Raw genomic sequence first — 15,099 nt, forward strand, 5'->3', positions numbered from 1 at the left:
ATGTAATAATATTGATTGTAAAAAAATAAAAGTAAAACATTAAAAAAAATATTTACACACAAACAAAGCAGTGATATCATATAGACATATAAGGGAGGGAAAGCTGTATGTATACATTGGAGGATTTGTTTGATAGACGAAGTCCGGTAGGAACACGTCTGGAACAGATTTTAATGGAAAAGAAATGTACTAAAGCAGAGTTGTCAAAGAAGACAGGGGTTTCCAGACCGACAATAGATAAGGTTTTAAGTGGAACTATTACCAGCAAAAAAAATTATGAAACACATATGTCAAAAATAATGAATTATCTCCAAATAACACCAGATATTTTATTGGGAAATAATGCATGCAGTTCAAATAGAGTGCGTGAAATTCGAAGTATAATAAGAATATCTACAGAAAAAATGGCGAGTGCGACGGGAATTTCTCAGGAAAGATTACAACAGATAGAGGCCGGGGAGAAGGCAACAATCACAGAACTTAGGGAGATTGCGATGCAGCTTCGTACGAGCACTCATGTTATAACAAATCAATACTTTTTTGAACCACAATTTAGTGAAATGGAATATTATATGGATATGAAGGATGCACTTGATGAAATTAGTGGATTTTGGGGACATGTAGGAATCAAGTTATGTGGAATTGACAAATATATGTGGTATCCAATTAACAGTAATACACGAAAGATGATATATAAGGGCATTGATGAAGAGTTAATGGTGATTCCATGTATGAATAATAAGGTATTATTTTTGAACATGTCAAATATAGAAGATATCACCTTAAGTGACTTTGACGCGGATACACCTAGTGGGAAAAATTGGGATGAGCATGTAAGTTGCGGAGAAATTCCATTGGTAGTATATGAGGCACTTGAAGATTATGAAGAAAATAGTCAGGTGACTTTATATAATGATACTGAAAATTCCACCGAACTGTATAAATATCTTATGGAATATGTTCGGAAAAATGGATGGACAGAAGAAGATATTTTTCAGTTGTTAAATACGTCTGTATTTTATTACCTTGATGGAAGAAAGAAAAGTACAATTATTGATTTTTATCAAGACTCAGATGATATTATCGAAACGATAGAGATGGTTTATGGATATGATTTTACTGATATAGAACAAAATTTTATGTTTTATATTGATGCGCACGACGAAACAGAAAACTTTGTAAATTTAAAGGGCATTTCGATGATGGAATTGCCACTGTTGAAGGTGGAAGAAGAAATTTTCAGGAGGAATGATCAATGAATCCAAAAGATGAAGTAAAATTTGAAGATATAAAAAAGTTAGTAAATGCGTCATTGGAAAAATTCTACAAAAATGACAGGGATTTAATTGAAATGTCCAATGAAGAGGACATGATTTCTGAACAATGTATGGTTTTTCATATAGGAAGTTACATGAAAAATAAAATGAATACACTTACTAAGTTTCAATGGGCTGATTTAGATTGTGAATACAATCGGAATATGAATGATCCTAAAATGATGCGTAGTGACAGAAAGATTATTCCTGATCTGGTAATTCACAGAAGACGAAGCAATAGAAATAATCTCCTTGTGATTGAATTTAAAAAGAAAAATGCTGAAACTTATGATAAAGAGAATGACAGAAATAAATTGATGTATTTAACTGATCAAAAGGAAGATTTTAAATATAATTTTGGACTGTTTGTTGAATTGGGCAGTCATGAAGTGTATATGGAAGTTTATCAGGAAGGAAACCTGCAGACAAAGTTGAACTATAGTATCACATATTAGTACTGTACATGGGCAGATGGTTGAATGGAGACAATGGAGCAGAAATCAGAGACGGATGAGTTACTGAAATGTAAGTAAAGTAATCTGGCATAGATAAGGTGTTTCGAGCGGATAAAATAAGCTTCAAAAAAGAAATGAGAAAAAAGAAAAGAGGTCATACCGATGTCACAGAAAAACCATAAGATGACAGATGGTAAATTACTGCAGACGGATAAGAAATACGCTCAGTTAAAATTAAAACAAAAAGAAAAGATTGCAGAATGGATGTTTCAGGTAACCAGAGACTATTATACAAAAAATTACACATTTCCAAATGACAGACAGATAGAAAAAGTGGTGAATATAGTTTATGAAAAAATCGAAGAAGCAGAGATCTGGGTTCCTTATGGAGAAGTGCTCAGGCATTATAAATCTAAAAGGTCAGCTATTAACAGGCGTGTAAGAAAAGAACTGAATGAAAAGGAAGAGAACAGAAACGAGAAAGTCTGTTTTATGAATATGTGTATGGTACAGGATGATAAAGGAAATGTATTGGCGTTGGATAAGGTGAATGACAGCTATACCGGTACAACTTTTCCGGGCGGACATGTAGAACAGAATGAAATATTTCAGAAATCCATAATCCGGGAAGTGTGGGAAGAGACGGGACTTACGATTGAGTCGCCGAAGCTTTGTGGTTTGTATCACTGGCATGAGGACGGTGTACATAGCGTGATTATGTTATATAAAGCAGAAAAATTCATCGGAGAACTGAAAAGTTCTGAGGAAGGACAAGTATATTGGATCCCGTTAGAAGAACTGAAAACCAGAGAACTGGCTACAGGGATGAAATATGTGTTACAGATTTTAGGAGCGGATCAAGTGAATGAGTGTTATATGCATTTGGAATCGGAAGGGTATGTAGGAGATCTGTATTAAAAATAAAAATATAATTTTTCATGGGAAAATCAGACCTTGAAATATGAGCAAAACAGCTTGTAGATCAAGGCCTTTCGTTGCCATGGCAAAAGTTTCGACTGTTATATATTGTAGAAGGATTTCCAATAGTATCTCTGGAAATTATTTTTCACTATCAGAAGTAACATTTGATAATGCCTTTGCATAAGCCGTGAGCCGCATTAGTTGAGCCGCGTTTAGAGTTTTGCATGTTTCAACGAGAGAAAATAGCGCTGGAGTGTCACTTTGTTCAACGACTAGTCTATTCGGACTTGAATCTGCAGATTTTCCAATAAGATAATCTGTAGATGTTGAAAAAACTTCAGCCATTTTAGAAATAATCTGTATAGAAGGGTTACGTGAACCGGCCTCGTATCGCAGATACGCAGGTTGAGAAATCTGAATTCTTTTGGCAGCCTCTTGTTTGGTTATCCCTAGTTTCAGTCGACATTCTTTTAATCGTTCTTTATCTAAAATATCCATTGCTTTTACTGATACTCCTACTATGATTGAAATTTTGATATTTATATTTTAGCATAATCAGCTTGACAATACCATTGGTATATGATAAAAATAATATACCAATGGTATATATGCGGATTCATGAGCAAGATAGTCTGGAAGGTATATACGTAACTGATTGGCAAGGGGTGATAATCATGCCAACAATATTAGTTGATTATGAGAATGTAAATGGTTCTAATGGATTAAAGGGAACGGATGTGTTATGTAGAGATGACACTTTAATAATCTTCTATAGCAAAAACTGCGGAAAAATACGATATGATTATATACAGGAGATTAAAGAGAGTGGCTGTGAATTCCGGGTTATAAAATAAAAAGGTACAGGAAAGAATGCACTTGATTTTTATATTGCGGCAGAATGTGGAATCATTAGTGAAAGAGGAGAAAATGAGATTGCAATCATAAGCAATGATAAAGGATTTCAGGCCGTTATTGATTTCTTTGGAGCGGATCAGAATGCGAATCGGATTCAAATTGTCAAAGCAGGAAATATAGAAAATGCACTTACATTATTTCATGCACCGGAGGATGCAGAGAGAAGAAAGAAAATACAGAATCGAAAATTATTATTAGATTTGTCTGCAGAGAGTGCCCGGATTGAAGAAGGTAACAGAATAAAAAAAGAATTGAAAAATATTCTGACTGGAACAGAATATGAATGCAAATCAGCGGAAATTATTGATTTTGTGAGTGCAAAGAGACATCAGGGGAAGAAAGACTTGTATATGGGAGCACTTCATCAATTTGGCAGAAAAGATGGCAGGAAAATATATCAATTATTAAAGCGTAAAATGAGTGAATGACAGGAATCATAAAGTCATGATTTTTGGCTGTTCTCTATAAGGTCAAGAATAGAATTATCCGATAAATTATGATAGGATGAAGTAAAGACAGATTAGAATTCTGAAAGAGGAGAAATATATGACTAAGGAACAAATTATTGGTGCACTGAAAGCGGCGGCAAAACCATATGAAGAGTATTATATTGATGACGAAGTAGTGGATGCTATAAATACATATTCTAATCCTTACGAATTGGTGGCACCGATTTTAGAAATTATTGCGGACAATCCCTCGGTAGATTTTGGAATGCCGGGAGAACTGGTACATTTTGTTGAGCAGTTCTATAAAAATGGGTATGAAGAACTGTTAATTGCTTCAGTAAGTGAAAAACCAACCCCGCACAATATCTGGATGCTTCATCGGTGTTACAATGATATTAATAATCCACAGCGTGATAAGTTTGCAGAAGTTATTAGAGAATTAAAAAATGAGGAATCGATTTCTGTAGAAATCAAAGATGCTATTGATGAATTTGACTGGGAATAAAATCAATGTGATTGTCTGGCATATGGAGATGAACGGCAATGTAGAGAACTATATGAAAGAGCTTTGGGGTATTATGAAAAGATGTAAAATCCTGAGAGCAGTGGGGACGGATGGTGAAAAAAAGAATAACATTTATGCTGGTTGTAACATTGATATCTGGATGCGGGAAAACATTTCTGAGTAGATTATTCAGATCAGATCACGGAGAGTTTACAGAAATCCTTACAGATTTTCTGGATGCGGCAATCAGAATGATAAGAAGAAAATAGAAAAATTATTTGCAAAAAATGTATCAGGAGAAAAATTTGAAAAGCAACCGGACAAATTTCTTGAATTTTACAGCGAGACAATAAAAGACGGAACTCTTGATAAGGATAGTATTTTAATGAGAGTAACAGGAAGTCAGGACAGAAATTTTTATCGTATAATGGATTCAGGTGCAAAAATAACAAAAGGAAATCAGACTTATTATATTTATATGGAGGTTGTCACGGCGGATAAGGAACATCCGGAAAATAAAGGAATTCAGATTATTGATTTGGCCACAAAGAAGGCGTATAATGACAGATATTTTCTCTGGCATTCGAAAAAAGGAATCTTTACACAGGAGAAAGTCTGTGAAGATTATCGGACGATGCTTATATTCGGAAAATGATTAAAACGATAAGGAGGGATTCTCATGAAAGCAACAGGATGCAAAAAAATCTACAATGCAGAAAATATCATTGAGGCAGAGATGCTGGTAGAAATGCTAAAAGAAAATGGAATTGCTGCATTCACACAGGAACCAAGCTCAAGTGTAGCAGCATATGGAGTTGCCGGATTCGGAGTATACGGCGTTGATATCTGGGCAGAGGCGGATGAAGCAGAAAAAGCAGTGCAGATTATAGAGGAGATTGAAAAATCTCTGGATACAGAGAATGCGGAATAAAAGAATAGAGAGAAATACAGAGAGCCTGCCACTGGCAGCTTCTCCCGAAAACATGACGATGAAAATAAGGGCAGTGTTGATTACAATGATAATCAGCACTGCCCTTGGTAGTATCAGTTCACTTAAATTTCCATACGATAGATATGCAATAACTATACAATAATTATACATTATACCGAATCCAGATCGCATCACTGTCAAATCTCTGCACATTTGTAAGCTTCAGATGTACCAGCGGATGATCCATGGCGAAGCCGTCGAAGACAGAAGGCATTTCCCGTCTGGCATCGATTCCAGCACCCATCAGGATGCTGATCTCGTCCAGAAGTCCGGCATCCAGGAAACCGGTATTGATTGCAGGACCGCCGACGATACCCATGCGTTCTACGCCGAATTCAGAAGCGAGGATCTCGCAGGCACGTACGAGATCGATCCGTTCTTTTCCGCAGGCAATCCATGAGATATGCTGTCCGTCCAGATATGCCAGATATTCTTTCGTTACCTGTTCACTTGTGATGATCAGGTAAGGCTTGTCCATATCAGAGGCATCCGGCCAGAGAAGCTTTCCCTTGGTATCAACGATAATTTCATAGCCTTTGGCATCAGCTTTTTTAGAAAATCCTTCCTGGGTATATGTTTCAGAATTTTTTGCTTCGAAGAATCCAGGTTCAGCCATCTCAAGTTCCGCAGTGACACGGCCGCTCACGGTAGTCGGAACATTCAGTTCGTCCAGTGTCTTATAATAGTCCTCGACACCCGGAAGCTGGGATGTCATGGCACAGTCGATTCTGCCATCAACAGAAGTCATCATGTGGCAGATAATATATGGTTTGTTCATCTTAGTAACCTCTCTATGATCAGAAAATATTTTGATTAAATATTTGATTTATAATATGTTTATCTCTTTTTTGAATAATTTACAGTTTTCCGCCGTATACCGGGAATCCGCTGCTTTCTCCATAGCTTTCGATATGTTTGAAATTCTTCAGAACTTCCATATCTTCGGCACTAATCTCAAAGTCTACATCGGCATTTGTCTTCATATGTTCCGGATTACCGGTTTTAGAAAGTGAAATCGCACCGAGTTGCAGTGTATAACGGATGCAAAGCTGTGGAACAGATACTCCGTATTTTTCAGCCATAGAGGCAATCTCCGGCTGGTGTAAAATCTCGCCATGAGCGATTGGGGAGTAAGCTTCTACAGCGATACCCTTCTTCTGGCAGTACTCAATAAGTTCCAGAGGAGTGTTGCTGATGTGAAGAAGAATCTGATTTACCATAGGCTTGCTTTGGCATCTTCATAAGTTTTATGCTCTGCAGCAACTTTGGATACAACGAATAATTCTTCTCTCGGAATACCACATGTACGGATTCCTTCGCCGACACCACGCTCATTTCCGTAAGCCTGTGCAGTGTCAAAATGTCTGTAGCCGAGATCGGCAGCAGCTTTGACTGCATCAGCGACTTTATCATCATCGATGAACTATGTTCCAAGTCCTAATTGAGGAATTTCCACACCGTTACTTAATGTTAATTTTTTATTGTACATTTCTAAGATCTCCTTTCAGTTTCTGAGTTCATACTAGCACTTGAAGCGGACTCCAAGTCAATAGATTTTCAGAAAAAGCTTTCAAAAAAAGCTTGTAAAAAATTTTTTGAAAAATGCTCCGAAAAAATCCCGGTAAATTTACAGGAAGCTGCGGCTATGCCTTTTCCTTAAAAAGTATAAAATTTTAAGAAAGTATGAAGCATAGTTATATACACTTGAGATACCCTGTGTTATACTGTTCTACGTTTCCAAGAATGTAGTATTGAAAACTACATGTAAAATGTATGAGAAATTTATTTTTACAGAACATATAAGTAGAGAGGTAATGGATATGCAGAAGAAAGTGCAGATTGTCAGTGACGGATCGTTGGATCTTTCGCAGGAGATTACAAAAGAGCATGATATAGAGGTTGTGCCATTCTATGTGTCTTTTGACAGTGAGACATATCAGAAGGAAATGGTGGAATTAGGGGTCAGAGATTTTTATAACGAAATGGTGGAACACCCGGATGTATTTCCGAAGTCTTCCATGCCATCGGTGGATGACTTCTATCAGGTGTTCGAAAAAAGTGTGAAAGAGCAGATTCCGGTTATCTGCATCTGTATTACCCGCAAATTCAGCGGTTCACTGCAGTCGGCAACTGTCGCAAAGGAAATGATCGAAGAAGAGTACCCGGATGCAAAGATTACGCTGATCGACTCAACGGTGAATACAGTACTGCAGGGGCTTTTCGTGTTAGAAGCATGCAGACTGCGTGATATGGGATTGGGATATGAAGAAATTGTGGAGAAAATTCTTCCGATACGCGAGACGGGACGGATCTTCTTTACAATCGGAAGTATTGATTATCTGAGACATGGTGGACGAATCGGTAAACTGGCCGGGATAGCTGCCGGAGCACTGGGGATAAAACCGATGATTACATTAAAAGAAGGGGAAATCTTCAGTTCCGGACTGGCAAGAAACCGTATCAAGTCTATGAAAAAGGTTGTAGATATGACGAAAAATTATCTGGACGAGATCGATGCAAAACCTGGTGAATATAATTTTTGCATCGGATATGGTTATGACTATGACGAGGCAGTCAGATTCCGTGAGATGATAAAGGATCTGATAAAAGAACGGCTTGGAATCGATGAGATCGGAATCTACCAGATTGGAGCAACGATTGGTGTGCATACAGGACCGTATCCGCTTGGTGTCGGAATTATTAAGAAGGCAGAAGTTTAAGCAGCTGAAAAGGTTGAATGGGTAGATGGTGGAGAGAAACCGATGCCCATAATCAGCGAAAATAGAATAGGGATAGATAAAGATACCTGAGAAGAGAAATCTTTTCGGGTATTTTTTGTTACTGATGGTAATTTTATACCCCATCTGATGTTATAAACTATAGACATAAAAGGGAAAACAAATCAAAATCATTATTTTTCAAAGAAATGGAGGAACTGGCAATGAAAGGTTTTAACACAGGTGACGGTTACATGGGAATGGTAGATGGCGAATATATCTTATTTGCCAGCGAGGCGGATTATTATGATTATGTAAATGATTAGAAATCAAGGCAGAATTTTCAGAAAAACAAAGAACTATGGAATCTATTTCCAACGCATGTGCTATACTGAACTTAATTAACCAGAAGGAGAAGTTCTATGCAGGTATCAGATAAATTAATCAAGCCATTGACAGAAGCAAAATATTTAAATGCCGACAACGTAAGCAGATACCGCTGTATCATGCGTATCTTTTTCGAGCATTATGAGAAATTAAAATATTGGCTGTATCAGGAAGAGGTCTATGAAGAAATGATACAGGACCCGCTTTTTGCGGATTACAGACCGGAACAGTGCCAGTAGGATCTCACCATGCTGACAGGAAATTCGCATGCATTTGACAATGGAACTGCAGCAGGAAATTTCCTGTATCAGATGATACAGATGGATCTATTTGCAAAGTCGGGAATCCGGGTATATTATGCGGGTGACCTTGACCCGGAAGGAATACTGATCGCACAGAAATTATCACAGTATTATAAGGGAGAATTTCATTACTGGCATATGGAAACGGCGGATTATGAGAAGTGCAGGTCAGAGGAAGTGATATCGCCGAAGCGTATGAAGATACTGGAGCGGATTACGGATGGGAGATTGAAACCGGTGGTGGATAGGATCGAAGAGTATGGGACTGCCGTGTATCAGGAGATGTTGGTGGAGGAGATGTGATTATGCCAAAAGGAACAAATCAAAAGCTAAAAATATACCGTCTCGCACAGATCATGCTGGAAAATACAGATGATGAACACTATATTACCATGCCGGAAATCATGGAAGAACTGGGAAAATACGAAGTGACCGCAGATCGCAAAACAATCTATGCAGATCTGCGTGATCTGTCTGTACTCGGGATCGAGGTAGAGGGCGAACCCATCGGCAACCGCTATCATTACCGCGTAGTCAACCGCCCATTCGAACTGCCGGAATTAAAGCTTCTGGTAGATTCCATCCAGTCTTCCAAATTCATTACAGAGAAGAAGACCAACACACTGATAAAAAAGCTGGAAAAGCTGGTCAGCAAATACGATGCACAGAGGCTGCAGCGACAGGTGTATGTATCCGGAAGAATTAAGACGATGAATGAAAGCATCTATTATACTGTCGATGCAATCCACAATGCGATTTCTGAAAATAAGAAGATCAAGTTCCAGTATTTCCAGTGGAATGTGAAGAAAGAGATGGAACTGCGTCACGGAGGAGCATGGTATCATATCAGCCCGTGGGGATTGTCCTGGGATGATGAGAATTATTATATGATCGGATATGATACAGAGGCGCAGCTGATCAAGCATTACCGGGTGGATAAGATGCTGCATATCCGGATGTCGGATGAATCCCGCGAGGGAAGAGAACACTTCAAGAAGCTGGATATGGCGGATTATGCCAAGAAGAGTTTCGGAATGTTCAGGGGAAAGGAAACGTCTGTAAAGATGCTGGTAAATAACAGCCTTGCGGGCGTGATCATTGACCGGTTCGGGAAAGATGTGATGATGATTCCGGAAGATGAGGATTATTTCCGGGTGAATGTGGACGTGCATGTGAGCAAACAGTTCCTGGGATGGGTATTCTCGCTGGGGGAAGCAGTTAAGATCATTGGACCGGATGAGGTTGTGGAGCAGATGCGGGGAGAGGCCCGGAGGCTTATGGAGCAGTATGGGGAGTAGGAAATGGATTCTAAAATAGCAAAACAAGAACACGATTGTAAACTTGCAAGAAAAATAAGTTGACAATCAAAGCGAAATACGATAAATTGTTAACCATAAACGGAAAGGAAGGTTAACAATTTAATGAACACAAAAACAAAAAAATTATCCACCGTAAGTATGGTATTATGCGGAATGTTCGCAGCGCTGGTTGCCATAGGAGCATTTATCCAGATCCCGGTTCCATATATGGATTATTTCACACTTCAGTTCTTTTTCGTACTGCTTGCAGGATTGATTCTGGGGGCTGATAAGGGAGCAATATCTGTAGGATGTTATGTATTACTGGGACTTGTCGGAGTACCAATCTTTGCAGCAGGCGGAGGAATCGGATACATATTCCGGCCAAGCTTTGGTTATCTGGTCGGATTCATTGTAAGCGCATATGTAACCGGAAAAGTATGCGAAAAGCTGAAAGCAAGTTACAAGAACTATCTGCTTGCCTGTCTGGCCGGATTTGTTGTGACATATGCAATCGGAATCGTGTATAAATTTATAATCTTAAACTTTTATGCACATACACCGGCAACGTTGGGCGTGATCTTTTTGTCCTGCTTCCCATTAGATATGCCTGGAGATTTTGTATTATGTCTGCTGGCAGCCGGTGTGGGACTTAGAATGCGGAAAAGCGGATTTTATCTGAGTTAATAAAAAAGGGGCATGAGATTATGGCAAAAGGAATATTTGTGACGGGCACAGGCACAGATGTAGGAAAGACGTATGTCACAGCATTAATCGTGAAAAAGCTGGCGGATGCAGGAATCCATGCAGGCTATTATAAGGCTGCATTATCAGGTGCAGAGTCCATAGAAGAAAGTGACGCAGGCTATGTAAAGAAGATTGCCGGTATCACACAGGAAGACAGCAGCTTACTGTCATATCTGTATCAAAATGCGGTGTCTCCGCATCTGGCTGCCAGAATAGAAGGGAATCCGGTTGATCCGGAAACGGTAAAAGCAGATTTTGACAGGGTAAAGAAAGCGTTCGATTATGTCACGGTAGAAGGAAGCGGCGGTATTGTATGTCCGATCCGCTGGGATGAAGAACATGAGATCCTGCTGGAAGATATTGTGAAAATGCTGCATCTGAATACTCTGGTGATCGCAGATGCCGGACTTGGCACGATCAATGCGGTTGTCCTGACGGTAGAATACATCCGGAATCACGGAATGGATGTAAAAGGAATCATTCTGAATCATTACTCGGGTGGGGCGATGCAGGAAGATAATGAGAAAATGATCGAGAGATTAACGGGGGTACCGGTGATTGCCAGGGTAAGAGATGGTGACAGGGAGCTTGAGGTTGATCTGGAAGTGTTGAAAAGGGTGTATGATTGATGATGAGAAGAGGGAATTGACTGCGGTTGATTTCCTTTTTTGATGTATGGAAATAAAAAGAGGTGAGAATATTATGCCCCACCACCTGAATTATACTATACACATCAAAGGGAATAAAACAGAATTCCGGGAGATAAAAGTAATTATAAGACAACAAATCAAATTCAGATGAACACGTTTTCAAAGCGAAAGGAGCACACACAATGGCAAAAATATTTATCACCCTGACAGGAACAAAACACTACTTCGGAAATGATTTTCTGAAGAAAGGTATGAAGATCAGATTAGAAAAAGAACCGGATAATGAATATGACAAGGAAGCAATCAAAGTGACATATGAAGGTCTCGGAAAGATTGGTTATGTGGCAAATAGTTCTTATACAGTCATCGGAGAGTCTATGAGTGCAGGTCGTCTGTATGACAAGATTGGAGACACGGCATATGCGAAGGTGGTATTAGTTACACCGACAGGAACAATCTGCAAGATCTGTAAAAAGAGTCTGAAAAGTGAACAGGAGGAAACAGCCTGGATTATCCAGTGATAGATATGGAAGAAGTCGTAGAAATATGACTTCTTCTTGTGTGTTAATGGTCAGCGAAGTATAATTAATATTAGGAAATTCGAAACCATACAAATATAAATACACCGGAGAAATACCATGTTCAAAATAATTGAAGGAGATTTCAAAAATAATAAATACAGTAATGAAGAATATCTGGATAACTGGCCAATGTTATATATTCTGGAAAATGGAAAGAAAGCCTATATAGGTGAATCCAATCATGTAAAAACCAGAATGACACAGCATACGACAAATGAAGAAAAGCGAATATTTAATAAGGTCCACTTCATATATTCCAGATTGTTTAATCAATCGGTAACCTTTGATTATGAATCCAAGCTGATTCAGTATATTGTCGCAGACGAATTATTCCAGGTTACGAATAAGAATTCCGGAATAGCAGATAAGCAGTATTATGAGAAAGGAAAATATGATAAAAAATTCGAACTGCTTTGGCGTCAGCTGCAAAAAGAAAAACTGGTCAAACATTCGCTGGAAGAAATTGAAAATTCAGATCTATTCAAATATTCTCCATATAAAGAATTGAACGACAGCCAGCGGAAAGCAGTAGAAGATATACTTGCGCAGATTGAGAGTGGAAATGTGAATCGTGTAGTAGTAAATGGAATGCCGGGAAGCGGTAAGACAATTGTGGCGGTATATCTTATGAAATACCTGGCAGACAGCGAAGAGTTTGCCGGGAAAAAGATTGGATTCGTTGTGCCGCAGACTTCGCTCAGAAAGACGATGAAATTCATCTTCCGAAGTATTTATGGATTGACGCCATCACAGGTACTGTCCCCGTCTGATATCACGAAGAAAAAATATGATATCTTACTGGTCGATGAAGCACACAGACTTCATCAATATAAAAATATTTCCTATAGGGGAGCTTTCAAGAAAAGCTGCGAGCGGCTGGGTATGACAACGGATGCAGACGAACTAGACTGGATATTGGAACAATCGAAGTGTGCAGTATTATTCTACGATTACAATCAGGTGGTTGGTCCGTCAGGCATTGATTATGAAAGATTCGAAGAAAAAATGAGAAATCCTTATAAAAAACATACAATATCGTATTTTACTCTTGCAACGCAGATGAGGGTGCAGGGCGGAAATGACTATATTGCATTCATAAAGGATCTATTGGCCGGATCCGCTGACCGGAAGTATCATTCAAAAAAATATGATTTGAAATTATACTCTGATTTTTCAAAATTTGAGAAAGATATGTATGCCAAAGAGGAGGAAGCAGGGCTTTCCCGAATGGTAGCAGGATATGCATGGCCATGGATCAGTAAAAATGACCGGAGCAAAAAGGACATAGAGATACAAGGTGTAAAACGAATGTGGAATCATTGTACAGAAGGATGGGTTCATACAGGAGAAGCAATCGATGAGGTGGGATGTATTCATTCCATTCAAGGTTATGATCTGAACTATGCGTTTGTTATTCTCGGAAATGATATTGGATATGATAAAACAACAGGACAGATCATTATCCGGTCAGAATGTTATTTTGATAAAAATGGTAAAATAACGGCATCATATGAAGAACTGAAAGAATACATCACAAATGTGTATTATGTGCTGATGACCAGAGGAATCAAAGGAACATATTTGTATGTGTGCGATGATGAATTAAGAGAATACTTTAGTAAATATATCGAAGAGGAAAACTAAGATGACAGAAGAAACAATTAAAGAAATACTAAAATTCAGAGATGACAGAGACTGGAAACAATTCCACAATCCGAAAGATCTGGCAATCTCCATTTCGTTGGAGGCAGCAGAACTACTGGAAGTATTCCAGTGGAGCGGTGCGGATATCTCAAATGAAGGAAAACAGGAAAAGATAAGAGAAGAACTGGCGGATGTTGTGAATTATTGTGTCTTGATGGCAGATGCCTGCGGACTGGATCTGGATGAGATCGTGCGGGAGAAAATCAAGGTGAATGCAAAGAAGTATCCGGTGGAGAAGGCTAAGGGGAAGAGTGCGAAGTATGATAAGCTGTGATTGAATCGGAGGTATAGAAAATAGTCATTGACAGACATTTATACATGAATTATTATTTTAATAACGCAATGCGTCTGGAAGGTGATTTAATGAGTCGAGGAAAAGAAGTAAAAGAATTACGGGAAAAAATGGGAATGAACAGGAGAGAGTTTAGTGATTATTATGGTATACCGTATCGCACTGTTCAAGATTGGGAAGCTGAGAAGAGAGAACTTCCGGAGTATCTTTTACGTTTGATGAAATATCGGGCGGAAGTGGAATATATGATTAAAGGAAATGAGTCGTAAGACTTATTTTTTTTAGAAAACATATAATGCAATGCGTGTAAAATGTGGGTGAGGAGTGCAAATGAAAAGAAAAATATGGGGGAAAACGAAATATTAATTGGGAGCAAGTAAAAAAATACCTTCAGTCGTATGTCGGAGAATTTTATAATATAGCAGCTAAGGGTGCGACCTCATAAAGACAACAAGGCTAGAAAACCTTAGAGTATGTCAAACAGTATGGCGAAGCTCACAAGGAACTAAACTACAAACAAGTCTATCTGTTGGAACAATGTGTAGACTGATGAAAAATCTTGTCTGGGAATATGTCGCACTCCCTCACGCTCTGATTGCTGTTGGGACTGGTGGCGGTAAAACCTATTTTCTGCTGACGTTCATTGAAGCCTTACTGTATACCAACGCTGTCCTTTACATCTTAGACCCGAAGAACGCTGACCTTGCAGACTTAGGGACAGTTAGTTGCCTTGATTGCTGTTGGGTTGGTATTCAATGCTGGCGGTGTGAAAGATGTACTGTTAGAGCTGTTCAATAAAATTATTGGTGCATAATTTTTTATTGTGGTGCTAATATGCGAATGCTATAATATAAGACATCGTTTTAGTA

Annotated in this window: 22 protein-coding genes and 1 pseudogene; 19 read left to right on the plus strand and 4 right to left on the minus strand. The window is 38.6% G+C overall.

Annotation, left to right across the window (positions count from 1 at the left end):
• Positions 1 to 107: 107 nt before the first annotated feature.
• From NCY30_RS13325 to NCY30_RS13335, 3 genes are all read left to right on the plus strand, one after another.
• The gene (locus tag NCY30_RS13325) at positions 108 to 1,259 is read left to right on the plus strand and encodes a helix-turn-helix domain-containing protein (protein ID WP_006426893.1); all 1,152 of its coding nucleotides are present in this window, start codon (positions 108 to 110) and stop codon (positions 1,257 to 1,259) included.
• Entirely contained in the window at positions 1,256 to 1,771 is a 516-nt protein-coding gene (locus tag NCY30_RS13330) for a hypothetical protein (RefSeq protein ID WP_006426892.1), read from the plus strand. Before NCY30_RS13325 ends, NCY30_RS13330 begins: the two co-directional genes overlap by 4 nt.
• 162 nt (positions 1,772 to 1,933) lie before the next feature.
• Positions 1,934 to 2,689 (plus strand): 8-oxo-dGTP diphosphatase, encoded by a 756-nt coding sequence (locus NCY30_RS13335; protein WP_006426891.1) that lies wholly within the window; start codon positions 1,934 to 1,936, stop codon positions 2,687 to 2,689.
• Between the two features lie 141 nt (positions 2,690 to 2,830).
• Here NCY30_RS13335 and NCY30_RS13340 read toward each other — a convergent pair whose 3' ends face one another.
• Positions 2,831 to 3,190, minus strand: coding sequence for a helix-turn-helix domain-containing protein (locus NCY30_RS13340; protein WP_006426890.1), 360 nt, complete (start codon positions 3,188 to 3,190; stop codon positions 2,831 to 2,833).
• A 176-nt stretch (positions 3,191 to 3,366) separates the two neighbouring features.
• On the opposite strand from NCY30_RS13340, the gene NCY30_RS13345 reads away from it, so the two are divergent.
• From NCY30_RS13345 to NCY30_RS13365, 5 genes are all read left to right on the plus strand, one after another.
• Positions 3,367 to 3,546 (plus strand): hypothetical protein, encoded by a 180-nt coding sequence (locus NCY30_RS13345; protein ID WP_139009939.1) that lies wholly within the window; start codon positions 3,367 to 3,369, stop codon positions 3,544 to 3,546.
• Between the two features lie 607 nt (positions 3,547 to 4,153).
• Positions 4,154 to 4,561, plus strand: a complete 408-nt coding sequence (locus tag NCY30_RS13350) for a hypothetical protein (RefSeq protein ID WP_006426887.1) — start codon at positions 4,154 to 4,156, stop codon at positions 4,559 to 4,561.
• Positions 4,562 to 4,671: 110 nt separating this feature from the next.
• A complete protein-coding gene (locus NCY30_RS13355) occupies positions 4,672 to 4,830 on the plus strand; it encodes a hypothetical protein (RefSeq protein ID WP_179961024.1) in 159 nt (52 codons plus the stop codon).
• Positions 4,827 to 5,216 (plus strand): DUF5104 domain-containing protein, encoded by a 390-nt coding sequence (locus NCY30_RS13360; protein WP_242654688.1) that lies wholly within the window; start codon positions 4,827 to 4,829, stop codon positions 5,214 to 5,216. Before NCY30_RS13355 ends, NCY30_RS13360 begins: the two co-directional genes overlap by 4 nt.
• Before the next feature lie 24 nt (positions 5,217 to 5,240).
• The gene (locus NCY30_RS13365) at positions 5,241 to 5,492 is read left to right on the plus strand and encodes a putative signal transducing protein (RefSeq protein ID WP_006426884.1); all 252 of its coding nucleotides are present in this window, start codon (positions 5,241 to 5,243) and stop codon (positions 5,490 to 5,492) included.
• Positions 5,493 to 5,655: 163 nt separating this feature from the next.
• On the opposite strand, the gene NCY30_RS13370 is transcribed toward NCY30_RS13365, so the two are convergent.
• The 3 genes from NCY30_RS13370 to NCY30_RS15410 all read right to left on the minus strand — a co-directional run bounded on the left by NCY30_RS13370 (position 5,656) and on the right by NCY30_RS15410 (position 6,972).
• Positions 5,656 to 6,330, minus strand: coding sequence for a dihydrofolate reductase family protein (locus NCY30_RS13370; protein ID WP_055213855.1), 675 nt, complete (start codon positions 6,328 to 6,330; stop codon positions 5,656 to 5,658).
• 79 nt (positions 6,331 to 6,409) lie between these two features.
• Positions 6,410 to 6,772, minus strand: coding sequence for an aldo/keto reductase (locus NCY30_RS15260; RefSeq protein WP_330377801.1), 363 nt, complete (start codon positions 6,770 to 6,772; stop codon positions 6,410 to 6,412).
• Positions 6,766 to 6,972, minus strand: coding sequence for an aldo/keto reductase (locus NCY30_RS15410; protein WP_334291810.1), 207 nt, complete (start codon positions 6,970 to 6,972; stop codon positions 6,766 to 6,768). Before NCY30_RS15410 ends, NCY30_RS15260 begins: the two co-directional genes overlap by 7 nt.
• A gap of 400 nt (positions 6,973 to 7,372) precedes the next feature.
• Between NCY30_RS15410 and NCY30_RS13380 the strand changes: the two genes are divergently transcribed.
• From NCY30_RS13380 to NCY30_RS13430, 11 genes and pseudogenes are all read left to right on the plus strand, one after another.
• Positions 7,373 to 8,272 carry a DegV family protein gene (locus NCY30_RS13380; RefSeq protein ID WP_022415625.1) on the plus strand — a complete coding sequence of 300 codons (900 nt, stop codon included), beginning with the start codon at positions 7,373 to 7,375 and terminating at the stop codon, positions 8,270 to 8,272.
• 419 nt (positions 8,273 to 8,691) lie between these two features.
• Positions 8,692 to 8,895 carry a DUF2397 family protein gene (locus NCY30_RS13385; RefSeq protein WP_006426878.1) on the plus strand — a complete coding sequence of 68 codons (204 nt, stop codon included), beginning with the start codon at positions 8,692 to 8,694 and terminating at the stop codon, positions 8,893 to 8,895.
• Between the two features lie 9 nt (positions 8,896 to 8,904).
• Complete coding sequence (locus NCY30_RS13390; RefSeq protein ID WP_006426877.1) at positions 8,905 to 9,261, plus strand: DUF2399 domain-containing protein; 357 nt, start codon at positions 8,905 to 8,907, stop codon at positions 9,259 to 9,261.
• Positions 9,262 to 9,263: 2 nt separating this feature from the next.
• On the plus strand, positions 9,264 to 10,256 hold the full coding sequence (locus tag NCY30_RS13395) for a helix-turn-helix transcriptional regulator (RefSeq protein WP_173785132.1): 993 nt from the start codon (positions 9,264 to 9,266) through the stop codon (positions 10,254 to 10,256).
• A 123-nt stretch (positions 10,257 to 10,379) separates the two neighbouring features.
• Entirely contained in the window at positions 10,380 to 10,943 is a 564-nt protein-coding gene (locus NCY30_RS13400) for a biotin transporter BioY (protein ID WP_006426874.1), read from the plus strand.
• A 20-nt stretch (positions 10,944 to 10,963) separates the two neighbouring features.
• Complete coding sequence (gene bioD / locus NCY30_RS13405) at positions 10,964 to 11,632, plus strand: dethiobiotin synthase (protein WP_006426873.1); 669 nt, start codon at positions 10,964 to 10,966, stop codon at positions 11,630 to 11,632.
• A 203-nt stretch (positions 11,633 to 11,835) separates the two neighbouring features.
• Positions 11,836 to 12,174 (plus strand): HIRAN domain-containing protein, encoded by a 339-nt coding sequence (locus tag NCY30_RS13410; protein ID WP_173785133.1) that lies wholly within the window; start codon positions 11,836 to 11,838, stop codon positions 12,172 to 12,174.
• Positions 12,175 to 12,291: 117 nt separating this feature from the next.
• On the plus strand, positions 12,292 to 13,878 hold the full coding sequence (locus NCY30_RS13415) for a DNA/RNA helicase domain-containing protein (RefSeq protein ID WP_173785134.1): 1,587 nt from the start codon (positions 12,292 to 12,294) through the stop codon (positions 13,876 to 13,878).
• Position 13,879: 1 nt separating this feature from the next.
• The gene (locus tag NCY30_RS13420) at positions 13,880 to 14,212 is read left to right on the plus strand and encodes a nucleotide pyrophosphohydrolase (protein WP_006426869.1); all 333 of its coding nucleotides are present in this window, start codon (positions 13,880 to 13,882) and stop codon (positions 14,210 to 14,212) included.
• A gap of 44 nt (positions 14,213 to 14,256) precedes the next feature.
• A complete protein-coding gene (locus NCY30_RS13425) occupies positions 14,257 to 14,499 on the plus strand; it encodes a helix-turn-helix domain-containing protein (protein WP_226850857.1) in 243 nt (80 codons plus the stop codon).
• 274 nt (positions 14,500 to 14,773) lie between these two features.
• Positions 14,774 to 14,953: pseudogene (locus NCY30_RS13430) on the plus strand (ATP-binding protein); the annotation flags it as partial.
• Positions 14,954 to 15,099: the final 146 nt, after the last annotated feature.

Source organism: Dorea sp. MB18-49 (genome assembly GCF_023669465.1).
GTDB classification, from domain to species: domain Bacteria; phylum Bacillota; class Clostridia; order Lachnospirales; family Lachnospiraceae; genus Dorea_A; species Dorea_A longicatena.